Source organism: Oceanobacillus sp. NCCP-135 (genome assembly GCF_059698015.1).
In genome coordinates, this window is sequence record NZ_BAAKSZ010000005.1 from 101,631 (window position 1) to 121,846 (window position 20,216).

Annotated in this window: 20 protein-coding genes; 4 read left to right on the forward strand and 16 right to left on the reverse strand. The window is 37.1% G+C overall.

Annotated features, from left to right (window positions below):
- Positions 1–46: 46 nt before the first annotated feature.
- Positions 47–1,510 (reverse strand): methyl-accepting chemotaxis protein, encoded by a 1,464-nt coding sequence (locus tag AC6HVZ_RS05485; RefSeq protein ID WP_497557141.1) that lies wholly within the window; start codon positions 1,508–1,510, stop codon positions 47–49.
- Positions 1,511–1,593: 83 nt separating this feature from the next.
- Positions 1,594–1,827 (reverse strand): IDEAL domain-containing protein, encoded by a 234-nt coding sequence (locus tag AC6HVZ_RS05490; RefSeq protein ID WP_497557142.1) that lies wholly within the window; start codon positions 1,825–1,827, stop codon positions 1,594–1,596.
- Between the two features lie 238 nt (positions 1,828–2,065).
- Between AC6HVZ_RS05490 and AC6HVZ_RS05495 the strand changes: the two genes are divergently transcribed.
- Positions 2,066–2,932 carry a cation diffusion facilitator family transporter gene (locus AC6HVZ_RS05495; RefSeq protein WP_497557143.1) on the forward strand — a complete coding sequence of 289 codons (867 nt, stop codon included), beginning with the start codon at positions 2,066–2,068 and terminating at the stop codon, positions 2,930–2,932.
- 209 nt (positions 2,933–3,141) lie between these two features.
- Here the strand turns inward: AC6HVZ_RS05495 and AC6HVZ_RS05500 are convergent, their stop codons facing one another.
- Both AC6HVZ_RS05500 and AC6HVZ_RS05505 read right to left on the reverse strand, forming a co-directional pair.
- Positions 3,142–3,435, reverse strand: coding sequence for an AzlD domain-containing protein (locus tag AC6HVZ_RS05500; RefSeq protein WP_497557144.1), 294 nt, complete (start codon positions 3,433–3,435; stop codon positions 3,142–3,144).
- Complete coding sequence (locus AC6HVZ_RS05505; RefSeq protein WP_497557207.1) at positions 3,432–4,115, reverse strand: AzlC family ABC transporter permease; 684 nt, start codon at positions 4,113–4,115, stop codon at positions 3,432–3,434. Before AC6HVZ_RS05505 ends, AC6HVZ_RS05500 begins: the two co-directional genes overlap by 4 nt.
- Before the next feature lie 424 nt (positions 4,116–4,539).
- Here AC6HVZ_RS05505 and nhaC point away from each other — a divergent pair, with 424 nt between their 5' ends.
- Positions 4,540–5,910, forward strand: a complete 1,371-nt coding sequence (nhaC, locus tag AC6HVZ_RS05510) for a Na+/H+ antiporter NhaC (protein ID WP_497557145.1) — start codon at positions 4,540–4,542, stop codon at positions 5,908–5,910.
- A 472-nt stretch (positions 5,911–6,382) separates the two neighbouring features.
- Here nhaC and AC6HVZ_RS05515 read toward each other — a convergent pair whose 3' ends face one another.
- Together AC6HVZ_RS05515 and map are read right to left on the reverse strand one after the other, a co-directional pair.
- Complete coding sequence (locus AC6HVZ_RS05515; protein ID WP_497557146.1) at positions 6,383–7,147, reverse strand: cobalamin-binding protein; 765 nt, start codon at positions 7,145–7,147, stop codon at positions 6,383–6,385.
- A gap of 31 nt (positions 7,148–7,178) precedes the next feature.
- Positions 7,179–7,931: a type I methionyl aminopeptidase gene (map, locus tag AC6HVZ_RS05520; RefSeq protein ID WP_497557147.1), complete on the reverse strand. Its 753-nt coding sequence runs from the start codon at positions 7,929–7,931 to the stop codon at positions 7,179–7,181.
- A gap of 129 nt (positions 7,932–8,060) precedes the next feature.
- Between map and AC6HVZ_RS05525 the strand changes: the two genes are divergently transcribed.
- Positions 8,061–8,786, forward strand: a complete 726-nt coding sequence (locus tag AC6HVZ_RS05525; protein WP_497557148.1) for an ABC transporter ATP-binding protein — start codon at positions 8,061–8,063, stop codon at positions 8,784–8,786.
- Complete coding sequence (locus AC6HVZ_RS05530) at positions 8,779–10,416, forward strand: putative ABC transporter permease subunit (RefSeq protein ID WP_497557149.1); 1,638 nt, start codon at positions 8,779–8,781, stop codon at positions 10,414–10,416. The genes AC6HVZ_RS05525 and AC6HVZ_RS05530 overlap by 8 nt, the downstream gene beginning before the upstream one ends.
- Before the next feature lie 39 nt (positions 10,417–10,455).
- Here the strand turns inward: AC6HVZ_RS05530 and AC6HVZ_RS05535 are convergent, their stop codons facing one another.
- The 10 genes from AC6HVZ_RS05535 to AC6HVZ_RS05580 form a co-directional block, all read right to left on the reverse strand.
- A complete protein-coding gene (locus AC6HVZ_RS05535; protein ID WP_497557150.1) occupies positions 10,456–10,563 on the reverse strand; it encodes a YjcZ family sporulation protein in 108 nt (35 codons plus the stop codon).
- A gap of 112 nt (positions 10,564–10,675) precedes the next feature.
- Positions 10,676–11,434, reverse strand: a complete 759-nt coding sequence (locus tag AC6HVZ_RS05540; protein WP_497557151.1) for a (S)-benzoin forming benzil reductase — start codon at positions 11,432–11,434, stop codon at positions 10,676–10,678.
- A gap of 765 nt (positions 11,435–12,199) precedes the next feature.
- Complete coding sequence (locus AC6HVZ_RS05545; protein ID WP_497557152.1) at positions 12,200–13,570, reverse strand: dipeptidase; 1,371 nt, start codon at positions 13,568–13,570, stop codon at positions 12,200–12,202.
- A gap of 235 nt (positions 13,571–13,805) precedes the next feature.
- A complete protein-coding gene (locus AC6HVZ_RS05550) occupies positions 13,806–14,714 on the reverse strand; it encodes a sensor histidine kinase (RefSeq protein ID WP_497557153.1) in 909 nt (302 codons plus the stop codon).
- A gap of 20 nt (positions 14,715–14,734) precedes the next feature.
- Positions 14,735–15,454 (reverse strand): ABC transporter permease, encoded by a 720-nt coding sequence (locus AC6HVZ_RS05555; RefSeq protein ID WP_497557154.1) that lies wholly within the window; start codon positions 15,452–15,454, stop codon positions 14,735–14,737.
- On the reverse strand, positions 15,451–16,365 hold the full coding sequence (locus AC6HVZ_RS05560) for an ATP-binding cassette domain-containing protein (protein WP_497557155.1): 915 nt from the start codon (positions 16,363–16,365) through the stop codon (positions 15,451–15,453). Before AC6HVZ_RS05560 ends, AC6HVZ_RS05555 begins: the two co-directional genes overlap by 4 nt.
- 277 nt (positions 16,366–16,642) lie before the next feature.
- A complete protein-coding gene (locus AC6HVZ_RS05565; protein WP_497557156.1) occupies positions 16,643–17,323 on the reverse strand; it encodes a response regulator transcription factor in 681 nt (226 codons plus the stop codon).
- A 214-nt stretch (positions 17,324–17,537) separates the two neighbouring features.
- Positions 17,538–18,671, reverse strand: coding sequence for a bifunctional cystathionine gamma-lyase/homocysteine desulfhydrase (locus AC6HVZ_RS05570; RefSeq protein WP_497557157.1), 1,134 nt, complete (start codon positions 18,669–18,671; stop codon positions 17,538–17,540).
- A gap of 12 nt (positions 18,672–18,683) precedes the next feature.
- On the reverse strand, positions 18,684–19,598 hold the full coding sequence (locus AC6HVZ_RS05575) for a PLP-dependent cysteine synthase family protein (RefSeq protein WP_497557158.1): 915 nt from the start codon (positions 19,596–19,598) through the stop codon (positions 18,684–18,686).
- A 155-nt stretch (positions 19,599–19,753) separates the two neighbouring features.
- Entirely contained in the window at positions 19,754–20,215 is a 462-nt protein-coding gene (locus AC6HVZ_RS05580) for an S-ribosylhomocysteine lyase (RefSeq protein WP_497557159.1), read from the reverse strand.
- Between the last annotated feature and the right edge of the window lies 1 nt (position 20,216).

The following is a 20,216-nucleotide window of genomic DNA, read 5'->3' on the forward strand; positions in this document are numbered from 1 at the left end:
TAGCACATCACTTTCAAGAAAATTACATAAAAATTACGTTCACTTATTACTTTGCCTCTTCCAATGTCGCAGCTGCTTGATTTGTTTTTTCAATAACGGAAGCTAAATTTAACATACGATTTACTTGCTCATCAACCATTGCTTCCAGCTCTTCTATTGTTGCGGTACTTTCCTCAATCGTTGCTGCAAGATAGTCAACAGATGTATCAATATCCTCTGAAGAACTTTCTATTTCATTAGCTTGTCTTCCCAAATAACCCAGATATTTTATGAAATTAGCTAACTGGTCGGCTATTTTCAAAAAGTCCCCTTCTGCCTCCTGTGCACTTATAGCACTTTTTTGCAGTCTAACCTTATTTTCATTTACTTCTTTTTGAGCGCTCAATGCCTCCTGCTCAATTTCCTCCAGATTTCCCTTTATATCCTTTGCCATTTGCTGTGACACTTCAGCTAATTTCCGTACCTCTCCCGCTACAACCGCAAAGCCCTTTCCAGCGTCACCAGCCCTTGCAGCCTCAATACTCGCATTTAAAGCAAGCAGGTTTGTCTGTTCGGCAACATCTTGGATTTTAGCTGTAAAGCCGTTATTCTCATGAATTTTTTGAAGCAGATTTTCCATCATCATGATTAGCTGTTCAAAGGCTTGGTGAAATTTATTCATTGTTTCCGATAAATCTTCCATTGAACGTTGCCCTTTTATGGATAGTACCTTTAATTCCTCTCCATCCTTTGTACTTTTAGTAAAGGAAACCATCATTTTATCTACTAACTGACTTGTATTATCTGTTCTGGCAGAAATATTACTGGCTGTCTCCGCCTGTGATTGACTTGCTTTCGTAATTTCTTGAAATGCCTGTCTCATTTCTTCCATGGATCGTGAATTCAGCTGACTATCCTCTTCCATCCTGTTCATATGTATTCGAACATTTTTTGCTTCACTTTGTACAATTTCGGTCAGTTTATTTTGCTCAAGCGCAATGGATTCACTTGCAGTTAATGCATCCTGTGCATTCGCTAATAACCTCCGAGCAACCCTTACCTGGATAAGTAAAACAACAAAAACCAAAATAAAAAAGACAAGCGTAATTGCTGTGGCTCTCGAATCAAAACCAACTATTTCGCCTTTTTCAATCACGAAAAAAGTTAGTACGGAAAGTCCCAGTACACCACCAGAAATTAAAACTACGGCAGATAATGAAATTGCTGCTACAGCCAACACATAAAATGCAAATAACATATTTGTAACATAATCAGAGCTCAGAATAATTACAACAGCAACACTCGATAAAGCAATAATAGCAATATAAGGAATTAATTTTATGTAAATTCTTTTATAATGAAAAATACCAATTAATCCTAAACTAACAGTTCCACCTACACTTAGAGCCAATAAATTTTCGATTGGTGCACCTACAAGAACTTCAATACCTACACCTAAAAATAATGAAAACAATAAAATATAAAATAAAATTAGATTCTGTCTATGGATTACTCCTTGATTTCTCCCCATCATTTCCCCCCATTATCTAAACTAAGAATATAGTCCCAGATCGAATTCAGTAAAATGACCTCACCAAAGGCAAGGCCAATTTCTTACTCCCATACAAATTGCTTATACACTTCACTTAATTTCAAAAATGCTTCTTTATTTCCTGAGTCAATGGAGCTGTTTATTTCGTTCTCTAATTTTTCTTTATTCCAACTAAAACATAGTTCATCCATAATCAATCTTGAAGACAATTTTAATTCAAATGAGATTTCACGCTTTGCATGAAGAACTTTACCATCATATCGATAATATCGATAAATTATTTTTTCCTTTTTCATGGAACATGCCCCCTTGTTCCTTTACTCTATTATCCTAAATTTTTAGAATAATTGCAACACCTAAAGCTTAAAAAAATTTCAAGCCGCTTCATTGAAGGATATTTTTACCTTACTAAACTTACTTTGAATTACCCAATATATATAACTTACTGCTTGAATGTTTCTCTAGACTCACCACATACTACTTTGGTAGACTATCTAAGTATTATTTTTCTGATGCAAACTGGAGGCGTCATACATGAATCATTCTGATAGCTTAAAGCAAGGCGAAAAAGGTGCTTGGATAAGCATTCTAGCCTATATTATTTTGGCAATTACAAAACTTGTTATTGCCTATATTGGTAACTCATCCGCACTATATGCAGATGGGTTAAACAACTCCACAGATGTAGTCGCTTCAATCGCTATATTAATCGGCTTAAAAATATCAAGAAAACCTCCTGATGGAAATCATCATTATGGTCATTACCGCGCCGAAACAATCGCCTCGTTATTTGCCGCATTTATTATGATGTTTGTTGGTATTCAGGTCATCATCGATACAATTCAAAAAGTAATAAATGGTGTATCCAGTCAGCCTAATATCCTAACCGCTTGGGTTGCTTTGGGTGGAGCTGTCGTTATGTTTGCAGTCTACATGTATAATGTGAAACTTGCCAAAAGAATACAAAGTAATGCTTTATATGCTGCCGCTCAAGATAACCGTTCTGATGCATTGGTAAGTATTGGAGCATTTATTGGCATTATTGGAGCACAATTTGGTTTTTTCTGGCTAGATCCATTTGCAGGATTAATCGTGGGCATTATTATCTGTAGAACAGCATGGGATATATTTAAAGATTCGACATATACCTTAACAGACGGATTTGATGAAAAACAAATTAAAAAAATCCGCCAAAGCATTTCAATGGATCCTGGAGTTAAGGAAGTAGTTGACGTTAAAGGACGTATCCATGGTAACTTAGCTTTAATTGATATTACCATTCTTGTTGATCCAACTTTAAATGTTAAAGAAAGTCATGAAATTACGGTAAGAATTGAAAAATACTTAAAAAAGAAACACAAAATTACCCATGCACAAATCCATATTGAACCATATCAGTAAGAGAAAAGTCTGTCAGCTTTGGCAGACTTTTCATTAAGTAAATTTATTTCTCTTTATTTGGGTTAACGAATATACACTTTTAAATGCGCAAGATAGTTTTTCAAAGTCTTCCCAAGAGACACTAAATAAAAGCTTCCCTGTCACTCTCTGTTTATAACGAATCGGTCGTAAAACCACTACATCTTTAGGTTAGTGGATGTTGATTCGTTTTATGTTGATAAAAGAAAAACAGTAGCAATCGCTCCTATGACTACTAAGATAACATTTAATCCAACATAAGCTAACATAATAGCAACAATTCCTCCAATTAATCCGATGTGGGGTTCATCAGGTTTTACCATTAAAACACCTGGAAAAATCAATGCACCAAGAGCTGCGTATGGAATCGCATTTAACCAGCGATTTACCCAATCTCGAAATTGTAATTTATCGACAATGAAAGCTGGAATAATTCTTGGAATCATCGTGACTAAAGACATACCGATAATAATAGCAAAAATCATGTTCGCTCCTCCTTCAGTAGATAAATACCACTGGCGCCACCTAAAATTGTACCGAGAACAATTGCCCAGCCTGTACTCATCCCCAGCTGTATGCATAATGTATTTATAAGCATAGCAATAATTGCAATTAAACCAACTTTAAGCTCTTTTTTCACTGAAGGTACCAATAAGCCAATAAACATAGCATATAAAGCAATCCCCATACTTTGGCTCAGCCTTTCAGGAATAACATCTCCCAGAATTCCACCAAGAAATGACCCGAAAATCCAGGAAAAATAAGCAGTTAATATTAATGCAGTATAAAAAAATGCACCTTTTTCCATTTTAGCCTCTTTTGGATGTAAAGCAGATACTGCAAAGGTTTCATCGGTCAACCCTAATGATAATGGTGCTTTCCATTTAAGACTTATACTGCGAAGACGATTCATAAATGATAAACTCATAACAAAATGCCGGAAGTTCAATACAAAGGTAGCAATAATTATTTCAATTGCTCCTGCCCCTATTGCAATCATATTTGCCCCCATAAACTGGCTTGCCCCGGCAAAAACCATCACACTCATTAATGTTAACTCTGTTAATGTCATTCCGGATTGTTTTGCCAAAACACCGTAAGTTATTGCAATTGGCAAGTAGCCAAGCATGATGGGAAAACCAGCAGCTATCCCCTTTTGAATCATATGTATTGACTGTGAATTTTTTTTATTTTCAGCTACTTCAACCACCACAAGCACCTCCCCAAAAATAAATAATAATTAACCTATTATAACTGATGTTAGAATAATTTGAAAGAAGATAACTTGTAAAAACAATATTGACAGATATGGCATAAACCATGTATATTCGATTAATAATATCTTAAAATTATATACAGCAATTCCTGAATGCATAGTAGATTATCTTCTCCGCAGCAAGAAGAGACAGAGTGTAAAGGTGTGAACTCTGGCAGAATATAATTGAATTACACATTCATATTTAGTGGAATTTTACATGAGAGGTTGAATATATTTTTATTCAGCAATCAGGGTGGTAACGCGGAGTAAAGCTTCGTCCCTATCATTAGGGATGAGGCTTTTTAATTTTTCTAAAAAAGGAGGGATTTATATGTTTCCAATTACACCTAAATACAACCCATCATTAACTGAATCGATTTTGTTTTTTGTAATCATTATTGTGCTTATCAGCTATTTTATAATCGGGTTGGGAACTGTTCCACATATTCCAATTTTACTGGGAATCTTTTTATTAACCACCTATGGCTTAATCAAACGGATTTCATTTAAAGCTATACAGGATGGCATGATTGAAGGTGCAAGAACTGGAATGGGGGCAGTCTTCCTATTCATGCTTATTGGTATTTTAATTAGTAGCTGGATGATCAGTGGTACCATTCCCGCATTAATAAACACCGGTTTTTCACTTATTGGTGGTACATGGTTTTACGCAATTGTTTTTGCAATAACAGCGATTATTGGTGTTTCCCTAGGGAGCTCTTTAACCACAACAGCCACAGTAGGTGTGGCATTTATAGGAATGGCTGGCGCTATGGATGCGTCTCTTGCAATTGCTGCCGGTGCAGTTGTCTCTGGTGCGTTTTTTGGTGATAAGATGTCACCATTATCTGATACAACAAACCTTGCATCAACTGTTGTAGGGGTAGACTTATTTGAACACATCAAACATATAAGTTTAACAACAATTCCGGCATTTCTTATTGCTTTTATTATTTATGTAATTTTGTCACCAGATAAGGTTACAACACTTCAAAGCACAAATGATTATCAAGCAGCACTTGATTCAACAGGATTAATGCATTGGACCTCATGGATACCTTTAGGCGTTCTGATCATCTGTACCATTTTCAAAGTACCGGCATTTGTAGCCATAGGGACCAGCAGCTTAATTGCAACCATGCTTGCAAGCATAAATAGTGGTCTTATATGGACTGAAATCTGGTCAATTTGGTTTAATGGCTATGAAGCCACAACTGATTTTCAGCCTGTAAATGAGCTGTTAACGAAAGGCGGCATTAATAGCATGCTATTTACAATTTCGCTTGTGATTTTGGCATTGGGATTTGGTGGATTATTGTTTGTAACAGGAATCATTCCAAGCATGTTGAATGCTTTCAAAGAAAAACTAAAAAAAGTGCGGACCATAATCGTATCAACTGCTGCTACAGCGATTGGTGTCAATGTATTAATCGGGGAGCAATACCTCTCCATTATGCTTACTGGTGAGACTTATAAAGGGATTTATCAGAAAGCTGGTCTATCAAAAAAGGCCTTGTCCCGCACATTGGAAGATGCAGGCACGGTAATCAACCCGCTTGTTCCATGGAGTGTATGTGGTGTGTTTATCGCAGACGTCCTGGGAGTTCCTGTGTTAACCTATTTGCCATTTGCTTTCTTTTGCATATTAAGTCCGGTAATTACCATGATATTTGGGGGAAGATTAATAGGAAGGAAAAAATAGGAGGATGTGCCAAGTTTATAGGCGCGCCCTCTTATTTTTTTAGCTCTATTCATAAGTTTTATTGCTTACTATTCTCGCACTTGATGTGAAAGACGTTAGTTGTTTTCCGCTGCGGACCGTTGCTTTTTCGCGGGTACGGCCTCCTCGAGAAAGCCACTATGCTTAAGTCTACGGACACGTGCTGTTCCCGCAGGACAAGGAAAGCTTCGACAGCGTTACATCGCACGAAGAAAATGGATCTGTATTTTCGAGGAGTCAACGATCCTCCACTCCAACCATCCGCCACATATGTGTAAGCATTTGTTTGAATTAATCAAGAAATTTTTAAAAAGATGCAAAGCACAATATCAGCGAAATGTGTTTCTGTAGCGGTCGATGAGACCTATTACTATCGATTTTACGTCGCCTTTTATATCTATATTTTAAAAAAATCCTTTGCTGGGTGAAGTAACTGCAGTCCCAATCTTTTATATCACCAAATAGTATCAACCAACCTACGCAAGCCTTCCAGCAACCTAGGTGATGGTCGGCAAAAAAGCGATTCCTCCAGCACATGGATGTTTCCAGCCTGAATTGCTTTCATTTCATCCCATCCGGGGCGTTTAATCACCAATTGTGGGTTCATTTTTTCTTCTTTGATACCAACCCATACCATACAAATATGATCCGGATTTCGTGCTTTCACGTCATCCCAGTCTGTTTGAACACTTGCTATATTTTCATTTGCAAAAACATTCACAGTACCTGCCAGTTCACTAATTTCAGTTAACCAATTAATTGCACCCGGAGTGAATACTGGCTTCGGCCACCATTCCCAATACAATGTTGGTTTATCTACTTGCACAAAAGCTTTTTCACGAAAGCTAGCAATCTCTGTATAAAACGCATTAGCTCTCTCTACGCCTAACTCCTCACATTTTATTGCAGCTCCAACTATTTTAATATCTTCAGCAATTTCATCAAGTGAATTAGGGTTAAGAATAATGTAAGGGAGATTCCTTTCATCCAGTGCTGCAATATTTTTTTCCATTCCAGGGACACTTAGTGAAGCAAGCACGATATCAGGTTCCAGTTGAGCAACTTTATCCATATCAATAGAAAGATCCGGTCCTACTTTTGGCAAATCCAAAACAGACCTCGGCCAATCTGAAAAATCATCCACCCCAACAAGTAAATCTGTTTTCCCCAAATAGCCCATTATTTCTGTATTGCTCGGGCAAATGGAAACTACTCGCATAACGAACAGCCCCTCCCCTAGTTTCAAACTTTTATTTATCCTGATCTGTAATCAGCAATGGTCCTTCTTTTGTAATTACAATCGTATGTTCATATTGGGCAGATCGTCCTTTATCAATCGTTCTCGCAGTCCAATTATTTTCATCCATTTTGCTTTTCCAACTGCCTTCATTAATCATTGGTTCGATTGTAACAACCATACCCTCTTTTAACCTAAGTCCCTTGTTTGGGAGTCCAAAATGCGGGATGTGCGGATCTTCATGAATGGTCGGTCCAATTCCATGCCCAGTAAAATCACGAACTACAGAAAAACCTTCTCCTTCAGCATATGTTTGAATTGCATGGCCAATATCACCAATGCGATTTCCAACCTGTGCCTGTTCGATCCCTTTATCCAATGCTATTCTCGTTACTTCCATTAAATGCTTGCCTTTCTCATCCATATTCCCAACGGCATATGTCCAGGCAGAATCTGCCAAACCACCATTTAGGTTTACAACCATATCAACGGTAACTATATCCCCGTCTTTTAACTTCTCATCACGTGGAAAACCATGACATATTTCATCATTAATTGAAGCACAAATTGCGTAAGGGTAACCGTTATACCCCTTCTGCTCAGGTGTTGCACCGTGCTTGGAGAGAAAGTTTTCAACGAATGTATCAATTTCCAATGTTGTAATTCCCGGCTTTATCATCTTCGCAATTTCTTTATGACATTGTACAAGCAAATCACCTGCTGCTTGCATTTTTTCAATTTCACGTTTGCTTTTTCTAGTTATCATCTATTTTCTTCCTCCCATTAAAATACATTCAAGGATATGTTAAACTGTTTTTAATACCATACAAAATTTCAATATAAAGTGTACCATACATATTTTATTCATAAAAGCAATTAGAAATGAGGGTCTAATGTGATCGAGATTAAGAATGTGAGTAAAAACTTTCCCGGTAAAAACAAAGCAATAAATGAATTAAACTTAATCATACCAGACGGGAAAATTGTTGGCTTTCTTGGCCCGAATGGTGCTGGTAAATCAACGACGATTAAAATGATGACAGGTATTCTGCCAATTGATAAAGGCTCTATTACTTTAAATGGCAATAATATTGAAAAAAACGCCCTTGAAGCTAAGAGGATATTTGGTTATGTACCGGATCAGCCAGATATACTCCTGCGATTAAAAGGAATGGAGTATTTAAATTTTATTGGTGACATATTTGAAATTCCTAAAGAAATCAGGCAAGAGCGAATTGAATCATTAACAAAGCAATTTAATATTTATCATGCACTTGATGATTACATTCAAACCTATTCACATGGAATGCGGCAAAAAATCATTGTTACGGGAGTCTTAATCCATGATCCAGATATTTGGATATTGGATGAACCATTGACAGGGCTTGATCCAAAATCCGCATATATGTTAAAAGAAATGATGCGTGAACATGCAGATAAAGGAAATACCGTCTTCTTCTCAAGCCACGGTCTTGAGGTTGTCGAACAGCTTTGTGATGAGGTTGCTATCATTAATAAGGGTGAATTAATTTTCCATGGAAATAAGCTGGAAATAAGGGAACAATTCCAAACTGATCAAACACTTGAAGAATTATTCCTGGAGCTGACAAGCGATGAATAAAACTTGGATTGTCATGAAAACAATGCTTAAAATGCAATATTCCAAAGCAGGCAAAAGTAATTCACAAATCTGGCTTTATGTTATTGCCGGGCTGTTCTTAATTCCGTTCCTGTTTATCTACATTGGTTTAATTAATGGTCTTGTTGGAGCGCTATATAATGTACTTCAACCATTGGGGCAGGAATCACTCATCCTGGGATTATTGTTTTTAAGTATTCATATGCTATTATTCTTAATTAGTTTTATAACTGTATTAAGTGCGTTTTATTTTGCTGAGGATATTGAATCATTCATACCGTTTCCTCTACATGCCTATCAAGTGCTATTAGGGAAAGCTGCAAATCCCTTTTTATATTTATATTTAACGGCTAGTGCTGTTTTTCTACCTGCATTCTTTTTTTACGGTGCTATCAGTGGAGCAAACATACTATATTACCTTTATGGAATCATCATTTTTGTGTTACTGCCAATCATACCTTTTACAATTGCAGCTATCCTTTTGATGGTCGTGATGCGTTTTGTGAACATTGCAAAAAATAAAGATCGTTCAAAGGTGCTCGCAGGGGTTTTTTCATTGGTTTTTATCATATTAATCAATGTTTTATTGCGCTTAAATACAAATTCAGGTGATTTATTCAACAATCTTGCAGGATTCATTCAGGAAAAAGATGGGTTATTACAGATGATAACCTTCTATTATCCTCCAGCTTATTTAAGTACAATCGGATTAACAGAATCTGCTTCATTTTCTGGATTCCTTTTCCTGATAGCTGTGATTGTAATTAGTGCCGCAGCTTTCTTCCTGTTCATTTGGCTTGGTCAGCTTTTATATTTAAAAGGTGTCTTAGGAATCAGTGCAGGCAACAAAAGAAAATTATCGCAAAAAAAGATAAACAGGCAAATTGCCGCACGTCCGGTCTGGCTGTCTTATATGCTCAAAGAATTACGGATTATTTTTCGTACACCTACTTTCTTTATGCAATGTGTCGTTCAAAGTTTATTTGGACCGGTATTTTTGCTTATTATTTTAATGCTTGATTCAGTTGATTTAACAGGGTTTATGAATATGTTTTCTGAAAAAGAAAGCATGCTTATTCTGTTTATTGCAACATCAGTTCTTGTTGGATCCAATGCTGCATCCATTTCTTCCATTTCACGGGAAGGAAAAAGCTGGCCGGCAAATTTATCTCTGCCACTTGATCCAAAGCAGATTTTTTTCAGTAAGATTGCAGCCGCCTGGTCACTCAATCTGATTGTGATTGCATTGGTTTTAGCTATTTGTGTATTTTTATTTCAATTACCTATGGATATGATTCTGGTTTGGCTCATCCTTATCTTAATAGCCAGCTGGTTTTCAAGTATCCTGGGAACTTATTTGGACTTACAGCAGCCTAAATTAAACTGGACAGATGAGCAAGAGGTATTTAAGACAAGATTTATTGGTCTCATCGGCTTATTAATTCAGGTTGGTATTTTTGGTGTTCTTGTACTGATCTTGTGGAACATTGATGCCATTCAAGGTTTATACACAAGTTCGTTTGTCTTATTGATTGTCATTGTCATTGCTACCATTGTCATGAGCAGATTATTAAATAAAAAGATCAAACAAAGGAAATATCAGCATATTTAAAAATGCAGAGGATTAGCCCCTCTGCATTTTTAGATTTCTCTAGTAGTATCCGCCACCGGTATATGCGGTACCGATAATTATTAACAAAATAAATAATACGACTAACAATGCAAATCCAGAGCCGTATCCTCCGCCACCTTTGCTCATTTCTTTCCCTCCCTGTTTCACAGATTAATATAAATTATGCGTAGGGAAAGAAAAAGGGCAGGGCGTTTGTTTAGTTTTTGTTATTCCGCATTACAAGCGCCTATAATAGCTTCTACAAATAATCGTTCACATAATATATTTTTCCATTTATAATACTTGTTCCATCTGTCAGAATATCAACCAAAACACCACCAACAGCATCTGTATCTTTTAATAAGTTATTTTTCTTATAGTCTTTAAATGTTTCAACATCTGCAAATTCAACTCTTGAGCTTGATCGAATCCTTTCCTGCATAGCTGTATCCATAATCCCGGGACTGAAGGCGATCACTTTATGTGCCGATTTCAACTGATCCTGTTCCAACGCTACTGTCTTAGTATACATATTTAAAGAAGCTTTCGTACTGCAATATGCACTCCATCCATAAACAGGTCTCTCTGCTGCACCTGACGTAACAGCTGCAGCTATAAGCGGAATTTGATTGTCACTAGCTTTTTTTAAGAAAAGGTTTGTTAACGCCATAGGTGCAATGGTATTAACTTGAATATGATATGCCAAATCCTCACTATTAATATTCAACGCCTGATCCATTGGTTCCAGTACTGCTGCATTATTTACTAGATAGACCCCTGTTAGTTCCTGATTAAATATTTCATTGGTTATTTGTGCGAAAGTTTCCTCGATCGCTTTTAAATCACTTAAATCACAGCTATATTGCTGAAAGCTTACATTGTTTTGTTCAGCAACTTTATTCAGTGTTTCTGAGTTACTTCTAGAAATACCAATAACGTGAATGCCCTGTTCTAAAAATAATCTAGCAACCGATTGACCTAACCCACGTGAAACCCCTGTTATAATAGCATATTTCATCCAAGAAACCTCCCATTTCTGCTATTTTATATTATAAAAACCTGTTTTCTATAAGTTTGGTACTGCGCTCTACTCGTCCCAACGAAAAAAGATTGCTTTTGTTACAAAATATACAAAAGAAGATATAAGATACCACTCTGGAAAACTTCTCATAGAGAAAAATATACGAAAACAAGCTCAATCTGTCCAATAGAGCCCTTCTCATAGACATAAAAACCCGAAAACAAGCTCAATCTGTCCGTGAGAACGACTCTCATGGACAAAAACAGCCATAACCTAGCTCAATCTGTCTGTGAGAGCTCCTCTCATGGACAAAACTGCCCAAAATCTAGCTCAATCTGTCCGTGAGAACGACTCTCATGGACAAAAACAGCCATAATCTAGCTCAATCTGTCCGTGAGAGCTACTCTCATGGACAAAAACAGCCATAACCTAGCTCAATCTGTCCGTGAGAGCGCCTCTCATGGACAAAAACAGCCATAACCTAGCTCAATCTGTCCGTGAGAGCTACTCTCATGGACAAAAACAGCCATAACCTAGCTCAATCTGTCCGTGAGAGCTCCTCTCATGGACAAAACCAGCCAAAACCTAGCTCAATCTGTCCGTGAGAGCTACTCTCATGGACAAAACCAGCCAAAACCTAGCTCAATCTGTCTGTGAGAACGCCTCTCTCTCATGGGCAAAAACAGCCAAAATCCAGTACAAACAGGCGAATAGAACCCTTCTCTACAACCAAGCGTAGTCAAAACTGGTATGCATTTCCATTTAACTATTATTTACTTCATTCCAATAATAAACCAATGTCTCCATCCCTTTATCAAAGCTGTCTAATGGAAAGCTCTCGTTAGGAGAGTGTAGGCGGTCATCTGGTGTTCCGAATCCTAATAGCACAATCGGCATATCATAAATATCTTCAATCCACTCTACTACTGGTATAGAACCACCCATTCGTACATATACCGTTTCTTTACCGAACGCTTTTGTATAGCTTGTTGCAGCTTTGGTAATCAGCGGATGATTGGGTTCTACTTTATATGCTTTAGCTGAAAGTTTTTCTTTCTTCACCTCTACTGTAACTCCAGACGGCTTTACTTTATTTACATGATCTTCAAGCAATTGCTGAATTTTAACAGGATCTTGTCCAGGCACCAAGCGACAAGTAATCTTTGCTGTAGCGGATGAAGGAATAATTGTTTTCGTTCCTTCCCCCTGATAGCCACCATAGATTCCATTGATTTCAAAGGTTGGCCGTGCCATCGTATGTTCTTTAGCGGTATAGCCTTTTTCTGATGCAGTTTCCTTTATTCCCGTAGATTCAGTGTAGTCCTCACCCTCCACTTGTTCGATTAGCTTTCTTTCTTCCTCAGCAAGTGGTTCTACATCGTCATAGAAGCCATCAACTGTTACAACCTCTTCTGCATTTTTCATTGATGCCAGAATATGATTTAAAGCCATGATTGGATTTCTGACTGCCCCACCATACATCCCTGAATGCAGGTCATGATCAGGGCCTGTAACGGTGATCTCAATTCCTGTGAAGCCCTTTAGACCATAAAGAATTGTTGGCTGATTTTTTGCAACCATTCCCGAATCGGATATTACGGCAAAATCAGCATGGAACTGCTCTTTTTTATCATGAAGGATTTCATATAGATTCTCACTGCCAATTTCCTCTTCACCTTCAATACAAACTTTTACATTCAGCGGGAGCTTTCCTTCTGTTTTCATCAATGCTTCAAAAACGGCCAGATGCATAAAAACCTGTCCTTTATCATCACTTGATCCACGAGCATATAAGCGGCCATCTCTCACTTCTGGCTTAAACGGATCACTTTCCCATAATTCAATTGGGTCTACTGGCTGAACATCATAATGACCATAAAATAATACTGTTGGTGCATCAGGGCCTGCCCCGTTATATTCTGCATAGACTAAAGGATGTCCTCCTGTTTCCTGTTTTTCCACATTTTCAAAATTTATCTCTTTTAAATATGTAACGATAAAGTCAGCGGCTGCCTGTACATCCTTTTTATGTGCACTGTCCGTGCTGACACTGGGAATGGACAAAAAATCATTTAATTTTTTTAACAGATCATCACGATTTTCTTTTAAATATGTTAATGCTTTTTCACTCATGCCGGATTCCTCCAATTAGTTTATTTACTTCATATTTTAGCATAGTGGCAGGCAAACAAAAAGTACAGCTCAACGGGTATTTCATCTGGTATGTAGAAAATATCAAATCATATCATTTTAGAACCTTTTTAACAATTGTATTACAGACAAAAACTTTTTTAAATTTATCTAAGCGTTTATTTTATTGTTTAACTACGGGTACAGCCATTTAAACAGCTTCTAGATGTTCCCCAAACTAATCCCATTTCTTAAACGATACGTCAATCCTAAATTCATTTTCATGAACATCGGCAACTACTTTCCCCTCTTGTTTGTTGATAAGCTGCTCGACAATATGCAGCCCTAATCCAAACTGTTCACCAGTTCGGCTGGTATCCAATCTAAATGTTCGATCAAAAATTCGATGAAGATCAGTACGATCAAACTCAGTAACATCATTGACTGCTCTTAACCGGACATATTCCTCTTCTTCAATCACGTTAATGGTTACATAGCTTTTGGCATATCGTAACGCATTTTGAATAATGTTTATCACAATTCGATTTGTTGCCTTCTTGTCAGCAAAAATAGGAGATACGGTAACTTCATCCACCTGTATCCTTAACTGGCTTTTTTCAAAATCATTGTAGAACATTAGCATAGTATCCATGACAATTTGATCCAAAAACTGCTGTTCCATAATCAATTGCTTGTCTGATGAGTCAATTTGTGAGAACTGATAGAATAAATCGGCCATCATGGTGAGATTATCAATTTTCCTTTGAATAATAGTTAAAAACTCTCTCTTTTCTGCTTCAGATAAAGAGGGATCATCTAACAATTCCGAAAATCCTTTCATTGAGGTTAAAGGCGTTCTCAAATCATGAGAGATATTGGTTATTTCCTGCTTTAGTTCTTTTTCTCTCCTTTGCGTGTGCTGCTGATCTTGCTTGAATAAATGAATGAGCTGGTTGATTTTCGTGATAAATCGGATGAGGCTTTTACTATGCGTATTTGTGCGAATCAATTCATTTGTACCGAAATTTTCAATGATTTCTTCTAATTGTTTCGTCATCCTTCTAATATCCCAATGAAAAATCAGAAGGATCCCGATACTTACCATTAGAAGTAAAATCAAAATAATGATGATCAACCAGCTACTCACTTTCATTCATCCCTTCTATATCAATCGATGTTTTGTTTTGCGAATCTTTTCGCTCCTATTAGTAAAGAGATTACTGAAATCACAATACCAGTAACCCAATGACGATAATCGAATTGTGCCGATTGATTCATAAAGCTCATTAAGTTTTCGTTTAATAGTGTACTTGGCGTATAATCGAACAGCATGTATAATAGATCACCAGAAAAAATAAAAATGAATAGAAATAGGATAATGATATAGGCATCACCAACTTTTAACATTTTCAGCACATGAATCAGAATAAATCCACTGAGCACAATCGGCACCATGTTTGAACCAGCTATCAAGAAATTCTTGACTGATTGCCCTTCACTAGCCAAAAACGTTTCACCCAATGCAATCGTTAGAATTAGACCAATCACACATATTAACAGAAAGTAACTTAAAGTTAGGATTAGCTTTGACCAAAAGATGGTATTCCGAGAGATACCAAAGGATACAGATTGTTTAATTAGAGACGTATCCTTCCCTGTGAGCATCGAATTAAAGAGCAATCCTACAATCATAATCAGTGGCGCATTACCAATTACGCTCGAATATAAAAACATACTAGTTGCGTAAGGGAAATTCGGGTCTTGCCGCCCTGAATAGTACAGGACTGCCGCTGCTGCTGCAATTAACAATAAACAAACTACACTCGTCATATGAAGGCTATTCTTAAGGATTAAACGATAATGCTCGCTTTTCATATAATTAATCATTTTTCATTCCCCTCCACTAATCCTAAGAAGTACTCTTCTAAGTTCAGTGCCTCCATACGAAACTCCATCACTAACACGCCATTATCGATGAAGAGGCGATTGATTTCTCCGCCTTTCTCTACATGATTTTGGATAGTTAATAGATGATCAGGAAGGATTTTATATTGAATATCAGCATATCCTTGCTCTAGCAATCGTGCTGCTTTTGCTACATCATCAACCTTAAGATGAATTTGTTTCTTACTTTTTTCATCTAAAGTCTGTTTACTTAAATCATCGACAATTACACCATTCTTGAGAAATACAAAACGTGTAGCAAGTAATTGTAATTCAGTTAAAATATGGCTGGAAACTAATATCGTTATTTGTTTTTCTTGATTTAGCTTCAATAATAACTTACGAATCTCCATAATCCCTTCAGCATCCAAACCATTGATTGGCTCATCTAGCACTAAACAATCTGGACTACTCAGCAGGCAAAGGGCTATACCAAGCCTTTGCTTCATTCCCATGGAGTAGTCTTTAAACCGTTTCTTCTTTTGATTTGCTAAATCAACAATTTGCAAAACCTCATAAATGCGTTTCTTTTCAGTAACACCTCGTTGGATTCGAAAATACTCCAGATTTTGAGTTGCAGTAAAATCTGGAAAAAATTCTGGTGTTTCTATCATGAAGCCCATTCTTTTTTTGGAGTTAGCTATTTTCTTGCCTGATTTACCAAATAATTGAATGTCTCCTGTAGTTGGTATTAATTGTCCCGCAAGCATTTTAAAAAACGTAGATTTACCAGCACCATTTTTACCAATTAAAGCACAAATTTCTCCTTTTCCTAATGTGAAATCAAGGGGTTTGATGATTTCTTCATTCTTAAAGGTTTTCGTCAATTGATACGTTTGAATAATGGGATCCATCTTGTTGACTCCTTTGCTAAATTTTTTTATACATTTAGTTTAGCTTAGTAGTCTTTAAATTCCCTTAAACAAAACATAAAGAAATCATAAATAAAGTGAAACTTCATTCAGTGGGGGGTTTCTTTTCATCCCCCACTGAATGTTAGCACCGCACGGTATGAACTAAAGGCCCTTGAACCAATCGGGCCGTTACTTGCTGTTGGATCTCCCACTTAGAATTTTAATGTTCCTTTAATTCTTGAAGTGGGAGTCTTACAGCCAGTTACACTGCGAGAAATTAAACCAGCATAAAACCTACTCCCCAAATTGTCTTTATATACTCGTCAGAAGTGACTTCTGCCATTTTTTTACGAAGATTTGAGACATGGACACTAATGGTATTATCATCGCCTAAATAGGTTCCTTTCCAGATTCTTTCATAAATCTCCCTTTTGGAAAAAGCACGCTCCGGATGACTCACAAATAAGGAAAGAATATCGAATTCTGCATTCGTTAACTGCAATTCTTTGCTTTCTAAAGATACAGATCGTTTTTCTTGATTGATTTTCAGTCCACGCCATACATTCTCAGCCGGTCGCGCGGGATGAGCACTTGATTTTCGTAATTGAACTTCAACTCTAGCTACAACCTCCGCTTGATTAAATGGCTTGGTTATATAATCGTCTGCCCCCATTTTCAATACTTGTACTTTATTTTCTATATCAACCTTGGCTGAAATCACAATTATTGGAATCGTACTCTCTTCCCTGACCTGTTTTATTAATTCTTCCCCACTAATACCTGGTAACATTAAGTCCAATAAAATTAGATCGTATGTATTATTTTGAAGCTGCAGGAGTCCTTCTGTACCAGAATAAGCCACAACCGAAGCCATGCCTGATTTTGTTAAAATCACCCTCAGTAACTTACTAATTTCTTGATCATCTTCTATTATTAAAATTGTTTTAACTTCATTCATATTCATCACCTGTCTTTGAACACATTATCGTTCTTTATTATTTCTATAGATTATAACCAATTATAGCTTATTTTGATTGAATGGGTGGCATGTTAAAAAATGAAAAAGAATTATTGTAGATTCCTTAGTACGGCCAAATCAATAAAAGATAGCATACCAATCACTATGTGATTTGGTATGCTATCTGACTTGTTAATTTATAAACTGATATACCTTATTTCAAACCCTCATTCAAATCCTCAATAAGATCATCCACATCTTCAATTCCAACAGATAGACGGATTAAACCATCAGTAATCCCAAGCTCTTGTCTTCTGCCATGCGGAATCGATGCATGCGTCATTTTAGCTGGAACAGAAATTAAACTTTCAACTGCTCCAAGACTCTCAGCCAGGGTGAAGTATTTAACCCGCTCCAGAACTTGTGCAGCCTTTTCCCCGCTGCCTACATCAAAGGATATCATCCCACCAAAGCCTGAAGCCTGCTTTTTAGATATATCATGGCCACGGTGAACCTCAATTCCAGGATAATAAACGGAAGAAACCTGATCATTATTCTGTAAAAATTCCACTATCTTTTTCGAATTCATTTCAATTGCTTCCATTCGCAATGCAAGTGTTTTAATTCCACGCATCAAAAGCCAGGAATCCTGTGGTCCTAATATTGCCCCAACTGAGTTTTGCACAAAGTGAACTTTTTCAGCTAAATCCTGTGAATTAACTACAACTAAACCTGAAACCACATCACTATGTCCACCGATATATTTTGTTGCACTGTGTAATACAATATCTGCACCAAGATCGATCGGACGTTGCCAATATGGTGTTGCAAATGTATTATCCACAATTAATAGTAAATCATGTTTTTTTGCGATTCCAGCCATTTTCTTAATGTCCGTGATTTTTAATAGTGGATTTGTCGGTGTTTCAATAAACAATGCCTTTGTGTTCTCCTGAATAGCTGCTTCCACTTTTTCCGGGTAGCTTGTATCCACAAATGAATACTCCAAATTAAATCGATTGAGTACCTTTGTCATCAACCGGTAAGACCCGCCATACACATCATCCGTCATTAAAATATGATCATCTGTATTAAAAAGCATCATAACAGATGTGATCGCAGCCATACCTGATCCAAATGCAAAGCCAGCTTCCCCATTTTCCAGATCAGCAATAACCGTTTCCAGTGCATGTCTTGTTGGATTTCCAGTTCGGGAATATTCATAGCCTCGATCTTTCCCTACACTATCCTGCTTATACGTACTTACTTGATAAATTGGCACAGAGACTGCTCCTGTTGCCTCATCACCAGTTATACCACCATGAATCATTTTTGTTTTGGCCCTCATTTTTACTTCCCCTTATTCATAAATATTTTTACTCAAATAGCGATCACTGCCATCAGGAAATACCGTTACAATCGTTGTCCCATCTATAGATTTCTGGGCTTCCCGCAACGCCGCATGCATAGCTGATCCGGAAGAACTACCAACAAGCAGACCTTCCTTCTCCGCTAACTCCTTCACCATCCTGAAAGCATCCTCATCAGATACTGTATACACTTGATCCATATAGTTCCTATCCATATAGTCAGGCAAAAACTCCATACCGATACCCTCCGTTCGATGGGAACCAGGCTCTCCTCCAGCAATAATCGATCCCTCAGGCTCAACAATCACCGTTTTCACTGCAGGATTTCTTTCTTTCAAATACCTTGCAGTTCCCATAAAAGTTCCACCAGAACCAGCACCTGCCACAAATACATCCACATCACCATATAAATCATGCCAGATTTCAGGTGCAAGTGTTTTATAATACGTTCTGGGATTGGCAGGATTTACAAATTGCTGTGGAGAGAAGCTGTTTGGAATATCCTTCAATAACTGCTTTGTTTTTTCGATTGCCCCTATCATCCCTTCCGCTTGAGGAGTCTGGACAATTTTCGCACCTAATGCCTTCATAATGAGTTGCTTTTCTTTACTAAAATGTTCCGGAACACAGAAAATAACAGATAAGTTTTTCCCCAATGCTGCAAGAGCTAGGCCAATACCTGTATTACCAGCTGTCGGTTCAATAATGGTACCGCCTTCTTTAAGTGTTCCATTTACTAATGCATCCTCGATTAGCTCTATACCTAGCCTATCTTTCACGCTTCCACCAGGATTAAAAAATTCAAGTTTTGCATATAAAGATACGCCATCTGGTATAGAAAAATTAGCTAATCGTACTAACGGGGTTTCACCAATTAGGTCATGTACTGATTTATACACAGTCATCCTGCTCGCCTCACTTTAGTAAACTTGGCTAATTATTAAAGGGATTCTTTAAAGTATAGTTTACTTTCTTAGAACCCCTTTTTTTCTGAAGTGCAAGCCTTATGGTGATAGCACAAAACATGCACCTATACTAATTTTTGAGAAGAAATTATACTTTAAAAAACTTCATGCCACTCATTTCGATGCTCCAGCATTTCCTTTGCAATATCCTTGGCACCTTCCAAACTATGGTTAGCCGCCCAACCACATTGCACCTCATTGCAAGCAGGTACTTCATCTGCTGTTAACACATCATTTAAGGTTTTTTCCAATGTATCCAGTACATCATCATAGCTAGCATTATTTAAAATCGCCAAATAAAAACCAGTTTGACACCCCATTGGTCCAATATCTAATACATTATCCAGATGATTTCGAATGTTTTCTGCCATTAGATGTTCAATCGAATGCAATCCTGCCATTTCCATATGCGCTTTATTCGGTTGTTTAAAGCGGATATCATATTTGTAAACTTTGTCCCCATTTGCTCCCTCTGTTACTCCTACTAATCGCACATATGGTGCTTTAACTTTCGTATGATCCAGATTGAAGCTTTCTACATTCATTTTGTTTGTCATG

Excerpts from the sequence above, each read along its gene's own strand:
- AC6HVZ_RS05555 (WP_497557154.1), bottom strand. The coding sequence starts at position 15,454 with ATGATTAATTATATGAAAAGCGAGCATTATCGTTTAATCCTTAAGAAT.
- AC6HVZ_RS05570 (WP_497557157.1), bottom strand. The coding sequence starts at position 18,671 with ATGAGGGCCAAAACAAAAATGATTCATGGTGGTATAACTGGTGATGAG.
- AC6HVZ_RS05565 (WP_497557156.1), bottom strand. The coding sequence starts at position 17,323 with ATGAATGAAGTTAAAACAATTTTAATAATAGAAGATGATCAAGAAATT.
- AC6HVZ_RS05540 (WP_497557151.1), bottom strand. The coding sequence starts at position 11,434 with ATGAAATATGCTATTATAACAGGGGTTTCACGTGGGTTAGGTCAATCG.
- AC6HVZ_RS05575 (WP_497557158.1), bottom strand. The coding sequence starts at position 19,598 with ATGACTGTGTATAAATCAGTACATGACCTAATTGGTGAAACCCCGTTA.
- AC6HVZ_RS05495 (WP_497557143.1), top strand. The coding sequence starts at position 2,066 with ATGAATCATTCTGATAGCTTAAAGCAAGGCGAAAAAGGTGCTTGGATA.
- AC6HVZ_RS05490 (WP_497557142.1), bottom strand. The coding sequence starts at position 1,827 with ATGAAAAAGGAAAAAATAATTTATCGATATTATCGATATGATGGTAAA.
- AC6HVZ_RS05580 (WP_497557159.1), bottom strand. The coding sequence starts at position 20,215 with ATGACAAACAAAATGAATGTAGAAAGCTTCAATCTGGATCATACGAAA.
- map (WP_497557147.1), bottom strand. The coding sequence starts at position 7,931 with ATGATAACTAGAAAAAGCAAACGTGAAATTGAAAAAATGCAAGCAGCA.
- AC6HVZ_RS05500 (WP_497557144.1), bottom strand. The coding sequence starts at position 3,435 with ATGATTTTTGCTATTATTATCGGTATGTCTTTAGTCACGATGATTCCA.
- AC6HVZ_RS05535 (WP_497557150.1), bottom strand. The coding sequence starts at position 10,563 with ATGAGCAAAGGTGGCGGAGGATACGGCTCTGGATTTGCATTGTTAGTC.
- AC6HVZ_RS05505 (WP_497557207.1), bottom strand. The coding sequence starts at position 4,115 with ATGATTCAAAAGGGGATAGCTGCTGGTTTTCCCATCATGCTTGGCTAC.
- AC6HVZ_RS05530 (WP_497557149.1), top strand. The coding sequence starts at position 8,779 with ATGAATAAAACTTGGATTGTCATGAAAACAATGCTTAAAATGCAATAT.
- nhaC (WP_497557145.1), top strand. The coding sequence starts at position 4,540 with ATGTTTCCAATTACACCTAAATACAACCCATCATTAACTGAATCGATT.
- AC6HVZ_RS05560 (WP_497557155.1), bottom strand. The coding sequence starts at position 16,365 with ATGGATCCCATTATTCAAACGTATCAATTGACGAAAACCTTTAAGAAT.
- AC6HVZ_RS05485 (WP_497557141.1), bottom strand. The coding sequence starts at position 1,510 with ATGGGGAGAAATCAAGGAGTAATCCATAGACAGAATCTAATTTTATTT.
- AC6HVZ_RS05545 (WP_497557152.1), bottom strand. The coding sequence starts at position 13,570 with ATGAGTGAAAAAGCATTAACATATTTAAAAGAAAATCGTGATGATCTG.
- AC6HVZ_RS05515 (WP_497557146.1), bottom strand. The coding sequence starts at position 7,147 with ATGCGAGTAGTTTCCATTTGCCCGAGCAATACAGAAATAATGGGCTAT.